Origin of the sequence: Micromonospora sp. NPDC050784 (assembly GCF_044456765.1) — a bacterium.
GTDB lineage: Bacteria > Actinomycetota > Actinomycetes > Mycobacteriales > Micromonosporaceae > Micromonospora > Micromonospora foliorum.
Window position 1 is genome coordinate 154,485 of record NZ_JBITGG010000002.1, and the last position, 12,839, is coordinate 167,323.

12 protein-coding genes, 1 tRNA gene and 1 pseudogene are annotated in these 12,839 nt (G+C 70.9%); 6 read left to right on the top strand and 8 right to left on the bottom strand.

The window, feature by feature from the left end:
- Positions 1–957: pseudogene (locus ACIBD9_RS03150) on the bottom strand (hypothetical protein); the annotation flags it as partial.
- Positions 958–1,086: 129 nt separating this feature from the next.
- Between ACIBD9_RS03150 and ACIBD9_RS03155 the strand changes: the two are divergent.
- From ACIBD9_RS03155 to ACIBD9_RS03175, 5 genes are all read left to right on the top strand, one after another.
- On the top strand, positions 1,087–1,434 hold the full coding sequence (locus tag ACIBD9_RS03155) for a hypothetical protein (RefSeq protein ID WP_396714057.1): 348 nt from the start codon (positions 1,087–1,089) through the stop codon (positions 1,432–1,434).
- Complete coding sequence (locus ACIBD9_RS03160; protein ID WP_396714059.1) at positions 1,431–2,051, top strand: tetratricopeptide repeat protein; 621 nt, start codon at positions 1,431–1,433, stop codon at positions 2,049–2,051. Before ACIBD9_RS03155 ends, ACIBD9_RS03160 begins: the two co-directional genes overlap by 4 nt.
- A 23-nt stretch (positions 2,052–2,074) precedes the next feature.
- Positions 2,075–3,325 carry a glycosyltransferase gene (locus ACIBD9_RS03165; protein WP_396714061.1) on the top strand — a complete coding sequence of 417 codons (1,251 nt, stop codon included), beginning with the start codon at positions 2,075–2,077 and terminating at the stop codon, positions 3,323–3,325.
- A gap of 125 nt (positions 3,326–3,450) precedes the next feature.
- Positions 3,451–3,669, top strand: coding sequence for a hypothetical protein (locus ACIBD9_RS03170; RefSeq protein ID WP_396714063.1), 219 nt, complete (start codon positions 3,451–3,453; stop codon positions 3,667–3,669).
- Positions 3,670–3,789: 120 nt separating this feature from the next.
- A complete protein-coding gene (locus ACIBD9_RS03175; protein WP_396714065.1) occupies positions 3,790–4,362 on the top strand; it encodes an NUDIX domain-containing protein in 573 nt (190 codons plus the stop codon).
- A 51-nt stretch (positions 4,363–4,413) separates the two neighbouring features.
- Here the strand turns inward: ACIBD9_RS03175 and ACIBD9_RS03180 are convergent.
- Positions 4,414–4,487: transfer RNA gene (locus ACIBD9_RS03180), tRNA-Thr, on the bottom strand.
- Positions 4,488–4,601: 114 nt separating this feature from the next.
- Here ACIBD9_RS03180 and ACIBD9_RS03185 point away from each other — a divergent pair.
- Positions 4,602–6,386, top strand: coding sequence for a metallophosphoesterase family protein (locus ACIBD9_RS03185; protein ID WP_396714421.1), 1,785 nt, complete (start codon positions 4,602–4,604; stop codon positions 6,384–6,386).
- A gap of 129 nt (positions 6,387–6,515) precedes the next feature.
- Here the strand turns inward: ACIBD9_RS03185 and ACIBD9_RS03190 are convergent, their stop codons facing one another.
- From ACIBD9_RS03190 to tmk, 6 genes are all read right to left on the bottom strand, one after another.
- Complete coding sequence (locus ACIBD9_RS03190) at positions 6,516–7,355, bottom strand: regulatory iron-sulfur-containing complex subunit RicT (protein ID WP_363609146.1); 840 nt, start codon at positions 7,353–7,355, stop codon at positions 6,516–6,518.
- A gap of 413 nt (positions 7,356–7,768) precedes the next feature.
- Positions 7,769–8,449, bottom strand: coding sequence for a hypothetical protein (locus ACIBD9_RS03195; RefSeq protein WP_238659465.1), 681 nt, complete (start codon positions 8,447–8,449; stop codon positions 7,769–7,771).
- The gene (locus ACIBD9_RS03200) at positions 8,449–8,754 is read right to left on the bottom strand and encodes a hypothetical protein (RefSeq protein ID WP_358135510.1); all 306 of its coding nucleotides are present in this window, start codon (positions 8,752–8,754) and stop codon (positions 8,449–8,451) included. The genes ACIBD9_RS03195 and ACIBD9_RS03200 overlap by 1 nt, the downstream gene beginning before the upstream one ends.
- 1 nt (position 8,755) lies before the next feature.
- Positions 8,756–9,085, bottom strand: a complete 330-nt coding sequence (locus ACIBD9_RS03205) for a YbaB/EbfC family nucleoid-associated protein (RefSeq protein ID WP_007454690.1) — start codon at positions 9,083–9,085, stop codon at positions 8,756–8,758.
- Between the two features lie 121 nt (positions 9,086–9,206).
- Entirely contained in the window at positions 9,207–10,481 is a 1,275-nt protein-coding gene (locus tag ACIBD9_RS03210) for a DNA polymerase III subunit delta' (RefSeq protein WP_396714068.1), read from the bottom strand.
- Positions 10,481–12,580 (bottom strand): dTMP kinase, encoded by a 2,100-nt coding sequence (tmk, locus tag ACIBD9_RS03215; protein WP_396714423.1) that lies wholly within the window; start codon positions 12,578–12,580, stop codon positions 10,481–10,483. Before tmk ends, ACIBD9_RS03210 begins: the two co-directional genes overlap by 1 nt.
- Positions 12,581–12,839: the final 259 nt, after the last annotated feature.

The following is a 12,839-nucleotide window of genomic DNA, read 5'->3' on the forward strand; positions in this document are numbered from 1 at the left end:
GCGGGTGCTCAAGGTGCCACCGGCGCTCAAGGTCCGCAGGGCGACGCGGGCGCTCAAGGCGCCACCGGCGCCCAAGGCCCACAGGGCGACGCAGGCGTCCAAGGTGCCCAAGGCTTCCAAGGCGCCACCGGCTCCCAGGGCCCGCAAGGCGACGCGGGCGCCCAAGGCGCCACCGGCGCCCAGGGTCCACAGGGCGACACGGGCACCCAAGGTGCCACCGGCGCTCAAGGCCCACAGGGCGACGCAGGCGTCCAAGGCGCCCAAGGCTTCCAAGGCGCCACCGGCGCCCAAGGCGACGCGGGCGTTCAAGGCGCCACCGGCGCCCAGGGTCCACAGGGCGACGCAGGCGCCCAGGGCGCCACCGGTGCCCAAGGCCCGCAGGGGGACGCGGGCGCTCAAGGTGCCACCGGCGCTCAAGGTGCCACCGGTGCTCAAGGTCCGCAGGGCGACGCAGGCGCCCAAGGCGCCACCGGCGCCCAAGGCCCACAGGGCGACACAGGCACCCAAGGCGCCCAAGGCTTCCAAGGGGCCACCGGCTCCCAGGGTCCGCAAGGCGACGCAGGTGCTCAAGGCGCCCAGGGCGACGCGGGTGCTCAAGGTGCTACCGGCGCTCAAGGCCCGCAAGGCGACGCGGGCGCTCAAGGCGCCACCGGCGCACAAGGCCCACAGGGCGACGCAGGCGCCCAAGGTGCCCAAGGCTTCCAAGGCGCCACCGGCGCCCAAGGCCCGCAAGGCGACGCAGGCGCTCAAGGCGCCCAGGGCGACGCGGGTGCTCAAGGCGCCACCGGCGCACAAGGTCCGCAGGGCGACGCAGGCGCTCAAGGTGCCCAAGGCTTCCAAGGCGCCACCGGCGCCCAAGGCCCACAGGGCGACACAGGCGCTCAAGGCGCCACCGGTGCACAAGGTTTCCAAGGCGCCCAAGGTGTGCAGGGCGCCCAGGGAGACGCCGGCGTACAAGGCGCACAGGGTGCTCAAGGTTTCCAGGGCGCCCAAGGCCCGCAGGGCGACGCAGGCGCCCAAGGCCCGCAGGGCGACGCAGGCGCCCAAGGCCCGCAGGGCGACGCAGGCGCCCAAGGCGCGCAGGGCGTGGCGGGCAACGGAATCCAGGCCGCCTACATCCAGGGTCCGCTGACCGTGATTGCAGACACCCCTGTCAATTTCGGCTGCGAGCCCGGAGACATCGCTGTCGGAACCGGATATCAGCTCTCGGGTGCAGGCGTAAACCCGGTGCTCATCCAGCCGCTGTCGACCAGTGGCTACCAGTTCACCTTTACCGGCGGAGGCGCCGACATCTGGGTCTCCTGCATCTCACTCGCCACACCGCTGGCATTGACGCAGTCCAACACGTCGGGCCGGGCGACGTCCAACAGTAGCGAGGCCAACCGGCCGAACAGCAGGTCGAACCGCCCCGTTGTCGTCGAGGAGGAGAAATGAGCATGCGTCAGATATTCGGGTCGCTCGCCTGCGGTGCGGTCCTGCTGACCGGAGTCACGGCATGCAGCGACAAGCCCGCCGAAAAGCCGCAGACGAACAACGCCGGCAACACCGACAAGACGAACGGCGGCGCCGAAGCTACGCCGGCTGACCTGCTCAAGCTCGGTGTCGAGCAGGGCCAGGCCGGCAACTTCGACGCGGCGAAGGCCACCTTCGAGAAGCTGCTGGACGCCGAGGCCGACAACAAGTTCGCCTGGTTCAACCTCGGCTACATTGCCCAGTCGCGCAACCAAGCCGACGAGGCGATCAGCAACTACGACAAGGCACTGGCGGCGGACGCCAACTACAAGCCTGCCCTCTACAACAAGGCCATCGCACTGGAAGGCAAGGCGCCCACGACGGCGATAGACATCTACCGCAAGCTCGTGTCGATCGACAACAAGTCGTCAACCGCCTACCTCCGACTGGGCATGTTGCTGTCCCAGTCCGGTGAGGACGCGGCAGCCCGGGACGCCTTCAAGACCGCGATCCGTCTGGACAAGGGGCTCACCGAAGCCGTTCCTGCGAAGTACCGCCCGACCCCTACCGCTCGATCCTCGACTCCGGCGGGTAGGTGATCGGTTCAATGCGTACACCTCGCGTGACGGTGTTCACGGGGAGCAACCGCACCCGCTTCATCGACGAGTGCTTCGAATCGCTCGTCGCGCAGACCTTCACCGACTGGGAATGGGTGGTCATCCTCAACCAGGGGTCGCGTTGGCGGCCCGAGAGGCAGGACGACCGGATCCGGCTCATTGTCCAGGACAACCTGAACGGCGTCGGCGCCGTGAAGGGGTACGCCTGCGCCGAGGCCGCCGGTGACATCCTGGTCGAGCTTGACGACGACGACCTACTCAGCAGCGACTGCCTGCAAGAGATCGTCGACGCCTTCGACTCCAACCCTGAGGTGGGGTTCGTCTACAGCGATACCGCCCAGATCCAGGAGGACGGCGGCCGTTCTGAAGACCGTTTCGCGAGCTCGTTCGGCTGGCGGCACTACGACGACAAGGTGGACGGACGCGAAGTGCTGGTCTGCCGGGCACTGCCACCGACACCACACAATGTGAGCTACATCTGGTACGCACCGAACCACGTACGGGCATTCCGCCGGGACATCTACGAGAAGGTCGGCGGGTACGACGAGTCGCTCGATGTCGCGGACGACGCCGATCTCATGGCTCGGATGTATCAGGTGAGCGAGTTCCATCACATTCAGAAGTGCCTGTACCTCCAACGGATGCACGCCAAGAACACGCAGCGCATTCCGGATGTCAACGCCCGCATCCAGCAGCGCACGGTGGAGATCTACGACCGGAACATTCAACCCAATGCGCTGGCCTGGTCGCGGCGGCAGGGACTCCTGGCGCTCGACCTGGGTGCAGCCCACAACAAGCCGGAAGGCTATCTCGGTCTGGATTACCACGACGGTTCGGGTGTCGACATCGTCTGCGACATCACGAAAGGCGTCGACCTGCCGGACAACAGCGTCGGGGTCATCCGGGCGGTGGACTTCCTGGAACACATCCCGGACAAGATCGCTTTGTTCAACGAGCTGTACCGACTGCTCGCACCGAACGGGATGTTGTTGTCGCTGACCCCCAGCACCGACGGCCGAGGTGCCTACCAGGATCCGACCCATGTGGCGTATTACAACGAAAACTCGTTCTGGTACTTCACGGACGCCAAATATTCTCGGTTCGTACCTGAAATCAAGTGCCGATTTCAGACGTCGCGGTTGGTCACCTACTTCCCCAGCGAATGGCACCAGGCACACAACATTCCGTACGTCTCCGCGAATCTCATCGCGATCAAGGACGACGCCCTGCGCAACGGTGGCCTACTGAACATTTGACCCTCATGGCGCAGATGAGATCACGTGCGGTGGCCGAGCCCCAACGAACCCACGGCCGTGACGGCGGGGACGGGGCGACGGCCCGTGGATGGCCGGGTTGGACCTCCACTCCGTACCGTCGTCTCGTGGTTGACACTGAGCAGGCGGTCCAGATCGCGATGCGATTCCTGGCCGGCCGCCTCGCCGAGCGTCAGGATCTGCGCGAACCGCCGAGCGTGCAGGGGGTGACCGTCGAGCAGGTGATGACCGTGACCGGTGCGCGACGTTGCCACGTTGTGAGTTTCGGATGGCCGCTGCGGGTGGCGGTCGATCAGGAGACGGGCGACGCCGACCTGCTGCGGTAAGAGGCAGCTGATGCGGACCGCCGCTACGCGCGGAGGAAGTGTGTGAGGTCCCCGGCAAAGCGGGTCATCTGGTCCCCTCTGGCGGAGCCAGCTTGTCCTATCCCTGTGCTCCAATCCCTCATGCATGTCGTCGTTACAGGCGCACTCGTTGAAAACGGCGCGGTCCTGCTGGCACACCGCCTGCCGACCAAACGGGCCTACCCAGATGTCTGGGATCTGCCCGGTGGGCAAGTCGAAGCGGGTGAGTCGGAGCTGCAAGCCCTCGCGCGTGAGATGCACGAGGAACTCGGGGTTCAGATTGCGGCGGAGTCCGCTTCACGGTTGGGCGTCTTGCATGCCGGCAGTGGCGAGGACGCCCTTCACGTGGGCGTCTGGCACGTCGGCGACTGGGTCGGCACTCCGACCAACCGTGCACCTGACGAGCATGACGACATCGCCTGGGTCGGGATCAGCGAGCTGGCCGGCCTTCCCCTCGTGCATGGCGTCTTGGCGGCGATGGTTCGTTCTCTGCCTGAGTTTGAGTGGGGCCCCGGGCACTCAGATGTCACCGGCCGCAACCAGGACGACCGAGGAACCAAGGCCGACTGCCGTGCGTGCGCCGGGACGGATCCGTCAGGGCACGTGGTGGGGCTGGGCAGGCGAGAGGACCAGGCAGCGCCGGGACCCTATCGGCCGAGCAGTCGCGTGCAGTAGGGGCCTTGGGAACGGCAGAAGCCCAGGCCGATGACCTGGGCTTCCGTACCGAGCCGCCTGACGGAATCGAACCGTCGACCTACGCATTACGAGTGCGTCGCTCTAGCCGACTGAGCTAAGGCGGCAACGATCAGCAAGTGTACGGCACCGCGGCGGCACCGACCGAACGGGATACCCCCGCCGTCCCGGCCAGCACCAACCGGACACCGGCTGCCATCTGGACGCTTACCGGACAGCGGATGATCGGGTCCGGGACTACGCTGCGGCGGGTGAGCGACGAACGCGACCACCCCGACCGTCGGGACGAGCCCACCGAACGCCCTGACCGCGCTCCGGCCGGTGAGCGCGCCGCCCACCGGCCGCGCAGCACCGACCCACTGGAGTTGGGCTTCACGCCACGCAAGCCGGTGCCGTGGCTGGCACCGTTTCTGCTGATCAGCACCGGCATCCGGACGCTACTCGCGGTGCTGTTCGGGGCGTACCTCGACAAGCGCGAGTTGCAGAACGCGTTCGGCGACGGCGTCTTTCGCCAGGTCGGTCCGGACGGCGGGCTGTGGCTCGACTACGTGGCCGACCTGGGTGACGGCTTCAACGCCACCTACTCGGTGGCGTACCTGCTGGCGCAGCCCGAGCTGACCGTCGACGGGCACCGCCTGCCCCGGGCGCAGACCCTGGTGATGGGCGGCGACCAGGTGTACCCGTCGGCGGCCTACGCCGCGTACGAGGACCGGTGCAAGGGCCCCTACCAGGCCGCCTTGCCGGTGGCGCCGGTCGAGAAGCCCACGCTCTTCGCGGTGCCGGGCAACCACGACTGGTACGACGGCCTCACCGCGTTCCTACGCTTGTTCGTCCGTTCTAGGGACCGCAACTTCGCGGGCTGGAGCACCGGGCAGTCCCGGTCGTACTTCGCCGTGGAGTTGCCGGCCGGCTGGTGGTTGCTCGGCGTGGACGACCAGTCCGGCTCGTACCTCGACGACCCGCAGCTGGCCTACTTCGACGAGGTCGCCCGGCGGCTCGGCCCGGAGTCGAAGGTGATCATCGCCGCGCCGGCGCCGACCTGGGTCAAGGCCGCCGACAACCCCACGGCGTACGACTCGATCGACTACTTCATCCGTACGATCATCGACCCGACCGGGGCGCGGGTGCGGCTGCTGCTCTCCGGCGACCTGCACCACTACGCCCGCTACTCCGGGCCGGACCGGCAGCTGATCACGTGCGGTGGTGGCGGCGCGTACCTCTACCCCACGCACAAGCTGCCGGAGCGGATCGAGGTGCCACCGCGCGACACGCTGGCCCGCAAGGCCAGCTCGGCCCAGCCGTACGATCTGGTGGCCCGTTACCCGGACGCCGCGCGGTCCCGCCGCTACGGCTGGGGAATCTTCCCCCGGTTGCCGTTCCGCAATCCCGGCTTCACCACGTTGCTCGGCACCCTGCACACCCTGCTGATGCTGGCCATGGCGGGTGCGACGGCGAACTGGGCCGACAGCACCAACCAGCGGCTGTTCAGCGTCCCACTGGTGGTGATGGTGCTCGTGACGGTGCTGGCGGCGGCCCTGTTCGCCAAGCCGCCGAGTGCGAGCGGCAAGCGTCACGCGCGGCACTGGATCCTCGGCGTCGGCCACGGCGTGGCGCAGGTGGCCCTGGCGGCGGCCGGCACCTGGGCGTGGTTGGCGCTGCCGTTCTACGACTGGCCGTGGCCGCTGCCGGCAGCCGCCGCGGCGGTGCTCTACGGCCCGGTGATCGGTCTGGTCGCCAGCCAGCTGGTGGCGGCGTACCTGCTGGTGGCGGGCTCGTTCGGGGTGAACGTCAATGAACTCTTCGCCGGCCAGGGCATCGAGGACTCCAAGTCGTTCCTGCGGCTGCGCATCGACCCGGACGGCACGTTGACCATCTACCCGCTGGGGGTGGACCGGGTCTCCCGCGACTGGCAGGTGAACCCCGACCAGTCCCCCACCCAAAGCTGGCTGATCCCCAAATCCCCCCTGATCCCCCACCTAACCGAACCCCCCACAGTCCTGCACTAACCCCACCCGCCCACCGCCGTTGATCATGAAGTTATTGCCCCGACACGCCGCCCGGGATGGCAATAACTTCATGATCAACGCAGGGAGGGCGCACCCGGGAAGGGGGCCGGGTGGGACTGGGAGTGGGGGTTAGGGGGTGTAGTGCTGGTCGTGGGCTTGGCGGGGGGCGCAGACGGAGGCTCGGGAGCAGGAGCAGCGGGAGCCGTCCGCGTCCAGGCGTACGGTCACCGCGTCTCTCGGGACGCTGTGGCCGACGACCCGGCCGTCACCCTCGGGGGTGGAGACCCGACTGCCGACCGCCGGGGCGGTCTCCTGAAAACGCTGGTACAGCGGGTGCTCGTACTTGAGGCAGCACATCAGCCGGCCGCAGGCGCCGGAGATGCGCAGCGGGTTGAGCGGCAGGTCCTGGTCCTTCGCCATCCGGATGGTCACCGGTTCGAAGTCGGTGAGGAAGGTGGCGCAGCACAGGTCCCGACCGCAGGAGCCGATGCCGCCCTGCACCCGTGCGGAGTCGCGTGCGGAGAGCTGGCGCAGTTCCACCCGACAGTGCAGGGTCGCGCCCAGGTCGCGGACCAGGGAGCGGAAGTCGACCCGGTGCGGGGCGGTGAAGTACACGGTGCTGCGCTCACCGCCGCTTTCGGCGGAGCCGAGCACATGGTCGACCGCCACCACCTTCATCGGCAGGCCGTGCGATCGGATCAGCCGTTTCGCGGCTACCTTCGCCTCGGCCTTCCGCCGACGCAACGCCTCATCCCGGCGTAGGTCGTCGTCGCCGGCCAGCCCGACCAGGCGGGGGAAACCGTCGGTGTCCTCGGTCACCCACTGCGCGGCCCATACGCACTCCGCCACCTCGGGCCCGTCATCGGTGGGCACCAGAACCCGATCGCCCACCTGCGGACGCAACTCACCGGGGTCGAGGTAGTAGAGGCGCCCGTACCGGTTGAAGCTGACCGCGCAGAGCATGCCCATCCCCCCACCCTACGACGGGTCACGGCGTAAGGCGCAGCGGCCGGCTACGGCCCGCTGCCATTCATGACCGTCGACTTGACCGATTGCCGGGCGTCCCGTCGTGCCGTTGCTCCTCGCCCGGACGGTTGAATCCGGGGCCGGGCAGGAGACAAGACGTGCCTCGGCGGCGTTGAGTGGAGGCAGACCTGCGGGGGGTGCAGGGGGAAGACCACGGCGTCGCCGTGGGCGCCGGCTCCGGCCGAGCGCCCGCGAGCGACGCCGTGGCCTGTCCGAGCCAACGCGGCCACGGCCGGCGGACCGAGATCCGGGCGACGCGGCCACGGCCAGGGGACCGAGGCCCGAGGCGACGCGGCCACAGCCGGAGGAGCGAGGCCCCGAGGCGACGCGGTCACGGCCGAAGGAACGAGGTCCGGTTACCAGCCGACCCGGGTGGGCTGGTCGTAGCGGGGTCGCCCGTCCGTGGGCGGACGCCACGCGGTCTCGGCCAGGCTCGGCGCCCACTGTCGCAGCAGCGTCTCGGCGCCGTCGTACGCGACGCAGAGCACCGCCAGCACCCGTGCGGCGATCTCGGCGGCGTCGGCCACACCGGGCCCGACCGGCCCGGGGCGCGTCGACGCACCGGTGGCGGTGGCGGCGACCACGGCGACCGCTTCGGCCGAGCGGAGCACGTCGGCCAACGTGCGGGCCAGCGCGAGACGGCTGCCCTCCACCCAGTCGGCGAGGGCGTCGGCGTAACCGGCGGTGGATTCGAGGCGCCCCACCAGGCTGTCCGGCCCTTCGTCGAGGTGGCGCAGCAGCGCCGCCCGCTGTTGCCCGTACGCCGTGGCGGCCGGGCCGGACCAGAGCACCGAGTCGGTGAGTGCGGTGGAGACCTCGTCGTACCCCCGGACGAGCCGGCGCACCGCGTGGCCGGCGCTGGCGAGCGGCACCGGGTGCAGGTCGAGGAAGCTGCGGACCGCGTCGCCCGGCAGCACCTGCATGCGGCGCAGCAGCGGCCAGACCCGGTGCCCTTCGGGGACGCCGGCCGCGATCAGTGTGTCCACCCGGCGGAGCAGGTCGAGGCCGGGCTCGGCGAGCCGGTCCAGCGCGTCCATCACGGTTCCCCGGCGAGCCGGCGGCGGGCCGCCCGGTCGACCTCGGCGTAGCGGTCGGCGGCCTCCCGCACCGCCGCGGCGGCGGCGGCCAGTCGACCGGCGGCGGCGCGGGCCTCGCGGGCCCGGTCGTCGGTGGCGGTGGTCCACTGCCGGTGCAGCGCCCGACCGATCTCGCCCGGGCGGCCCGGCGCGTCGGCGCCGAACGCGGCCTGGGCCGGATCGCTGGCGGTGACGGTGTGCGAAACGAGGGTGAGGGTGGCGCTCGCCTCGTCCAGTCGGGCGGAGAGCGCGCGCAGTGTGTCCATCTCAGGCCCCCGCGAGCGGTCGGTAGGCGGCGAACGTCTCGTTGTGCAGCTTTTCCCGGGCCCACTCGGCGGCGTCGGCCGCCGCGGTGACCGCGGCCTGCACGGAACCGGCCACGTCGCGCGGGCTGCGGGTGTGCAGCGGCCCGAGAAACCGGACGTCGGTGATCCGTCCACCGGCGGTGACCACCACCTCGACCAGGCCGTCCGGCGAGCGGACGGTCACCTCGACGGTCGACACCGCCTGGTCGAACTCGGCCTGGAGGGACTCGATCCGGCGGTAGCGTCGCACCGCCTCCTCGATCCAGGCTTCGTCGATCTCCCCCCGCGGCATCGGCCGACTCCTCCCGGGTGATCCATCACTCAGTGTGCTGCCACCGTCACCACGGCACACGGACCGTACCGCACAGCAATCGGACCTGTCGATGCCTGTGGACAACGCCGAGAAGCGCGGGTCAGCCCTTCCAGAGGGCGAGCATCATCGCCTCCACCGCGATCCGCGGCTTGACGTTCGCCTCGATCGCCGCGCGGCAGGCGAGCACCGCCTCCAGCCGGCGCAGCGACCCCTCGGCGTCCCACTTCTGCGCGCCGGCGCCGGCCAGCGCGGCCGTGTCGGTGTGCACCGGGGCGACGGGTGCGCGCAGCGCCATGGTGAGCGCGTCCCGGTAGAAGCCCGCCAGGTCGACAAGCGCCCGGTCCAGTGCGTCCCGTTGGGCCCGGGTGGCCCGGGACTTCTGCCGCTTCTCCAGCTCCTTGAGCTGGCCGGCAGCCCCTCGCATGGCACCGGCCGCGCCCCGGCCGGTGCCGCCCGCGCCGAGCGCGGTCTCCAGCGCCGCCCGCTCGGTCGTGTCGGCCTCGGTGACCGACGCCTCGGCCTCCGCCTCGGCGGCCTCGATCAGCGCGGACGCCGCGTCGAACGCCGCGCCGACACCGGTCAACCGGCGGGGCACCGCGAGCACCGCCTCGCGCCGTGTGCGGGCCTCCGGGTCGCGGGCCAGCCGGCGGGCCCGACCCACGTGACCCTGCGCGGCGGCCGCCGCCCACTGCGCCACGTCGGGCGCGATGCCGTCCCGACGAACCAGCACCTCGGCCACCGCGGTGGCCGGCGGCTGCCGCAGGGGTACGACCCGACAGCGCGACCGGATGGTCACCGAGATGTCGTCCGGGTGGGTGGACGGCGCGCAGAGCAGGAAGACCGTCCGCGGCGGGGGCTCCTCGATCGCCTTGAGCAAGGCGTTGCCGGCGGCCTCGGTGAGCCGGTCGGCATCCTCGATGACCACCACCTGCCAGCGCCCGCCGGACGGGGTGCTGGCGGCGCGGAGCACCAGCGCGCGCATCTCGCCGACGCCGATGGAGAGCCCTTCCGGCACCACCATCCGCACGTCGGCGTGGGTGCCGCCCATCGTGGTGTGGCAGCCGGGGCACTCACCGCACCCGGTGCCGTGCACGCACTGGAGTGCGGCGGCGAACGCCCGGGCGGCGACCGAGCGGCCGGAGCCGGGCGGGCCGGTGAAGATCCACGCGTGCGTCATCCCGGCGGACGGGTCCAGCCCGCCGGTCGCGGCGTCGTCTGTCGCGACCGCGTCACCGCTGGCCGGGACGGCGGCGACCAACGCGGGTGCCCGGTCGGCCGCGCCAGCACGCAGCACGGCGGCTGCCGCGGCGGCGGCGCGACGCAGCTCGACCACCGCCTCGTCCTGACCGACCAGGTCGCCGAAGACGTCCGGCATCAGGTCTTGTGCTCCATCGTCACCAGCTCCGCGTCGGATAACTCAGGCTGCACCGAGGTGTCCGGGCCCTGCGCCGGCCGCGGGTGCACGATGCCGCCAGGCTTGCCGAGCATCTCCTCGACCCGCCGGACCACCAGCCGGGTGATCTCCTCGGCCGGCCGGGACGCGTCGAGCACCAGGTAGCGCTTCGGGTCGGCGGCGGCGAGGTCGAGGAACGCGTACCGGACGCGCTCGTGGAAGGCGACCGACTCGGCCTCCAGCCGGTCGGTGCCGGTGTTGCGCGAGGTCACCCGGGACAGGCCGGTGCGCGGCTCGACGTCCAGCAGCACCACCAGGTCGGGCTTGAGCCCACCGGTGGCCCAGGAGGAGAGCCAGGAGACCTCGTCGACGGGGAGTGTTCGCCCGGCGCCCTGGTACGCCAGGGACGAGTCGACGTACCGGTCACTGATCACCACGCCGCCCCGGACCAGTGCGGGCCGGACGACGGTGGCCACGTGGTGCGCCCGGTCGGCGGCGTAGAGCAGCGCCTCGGCGCGCGGGGACGGCGCGTCGTCGCCGGAGGTGTCCAGCACCAGCGACCGGATTCGCCGACCGACGCCGGTGGCCCCCGGCTCGCGGGTGACCACCACCTCGCGGCCGTGACCGCGCAACCGCTCGGAGAGTGCGGTGAGCTGGGTGGACTTCCCCGCGCCCTCGCCGCCCTCGAAGACCACGAAGAGCCCGGCGGAGACGAACGGCTCGGAGGGCATCAGCGGACGGCCCCGGATGGAGCCCCAGAGGTCGGCGAGGACCGGAACGCCCTTCTTGTCGTCCATCTGGCCGAACGCGCTGATCCCGGCGAAGATGCCGGCAGCACCGGCGGCGAGCAGCAGCAGTCGGGTGGAGGAGACGGAGATGCCGAGGTCGGCGATTGTCAGTTTGCGGGAGCCGCCGACACCGACCAACACGCTGCTGAGCCCGATGGCCAGGATCAGCACCAGCCGGGTGCCGATCTGCACCACCGCGAAGACCCGGCCGCGCACCTCGTCGGCCACCTCGCCGCCGAGCAGCGTGGTGCCGGCCAGGAAGGCCATCCCGGCGCCGGCGCCGACCAGCACCGCGCCGACGATCGCCATGGACAGGTGGATGGCGAAGGCGAGGGTCATCACGGCGGCGCTGGCCAGCACGATGCTCATGCCGAACCAGCGGCGCCGGGACATCTCCTTGACGACCATCGGGCCGAGCCCGATGCCGAGCGCCAGGCCGACGAAGATGGCACCGAAGAGCAGCGAGAACGCCGCGTCGCCGGCGCCCAGCGAGTTGGCGAAGAACTTGGCCGTGCCGACCACGATGCCGCCACCGGCGAACGCGCCGAAGATGCCCAGCACCAGGCCACGGACGAGCGGGGTCTGGCCGATGTACTTCCAGCCCTCGGAGAACTGCCGGAACATGCTCTGCTCGGCACGCTCGGCCTCACCGCGTTGCGCCTCGCTGATCTCCTTGATCCCGAATGCCACCACCAGTGCGGTGGCGAGCCGGGAGAACGAGTTGATCCAGAGCGCGAGTTGGGCTGGCTCGGCCCAGGAGGGCAGGTCGCCGCCGACGGCACCACGGACGCCACGGTCGAGCACGGCCAGGCCGATGGCGGCGGCGATCGGGGTGAGGCCGTACGTGGTGATCAGGGTGAGCTGGTTGGCCGCCTCCAGCCGGGCCCGCGGGATCAGGTTGGGGACCGCGGCCTCCTTGGCCGGGATCCAGAGCAGGGTGAGCGACTCGATCAGGAAGGTGGCGATCAGCGCCCAGCCGACCACCAGGCCACCCGGGGCGCCGCTGAGGGCGTAGAGCGGAATGGAGGCGAAGAGTACGAAGCGCAGCAGGTCGCAGATGACCATCGTCCAGCGCCTGTCGAACCGGTCGGCGAAGACGCCGGCCACCGGGCCGAGCACCAGCGCGGGCAGCAGCCGGATCGCGGTGACCCCGCCGAACGCGGCGCCCTGTGCGGTGCTGCCCTGCACCTGCGAGGCGGCGAAGAGCGCGGTGGCCAGCAGGCCGAGCCAGTCACCGAAGGAGGCCGCGCCGAGCACGATCCAGAGCCGGCGGAACGGCCGGATGCGCAGCACGGAGCGAATCGCGGCATAACCGGACGGATCTACCTGACCGCCGTTGGGCTGCTGGGCGGCGTTGTCCGACTGGTCGCTCGAGCGCGACACGCCGGGCGACTCGCCGCTGTTCTGGCTTTCGATGGCCGTACCTCCACGTGCCGGCCCATCGCTGGGCACCTCCGGTGCAACACTCTAGACCCGGTGGGGGTCACCCCCCGGGCGACATTCTCCTGCTCGCTGAGCCTAGGCCGCCGGAGGTACCGACCGCAGCCCGGAC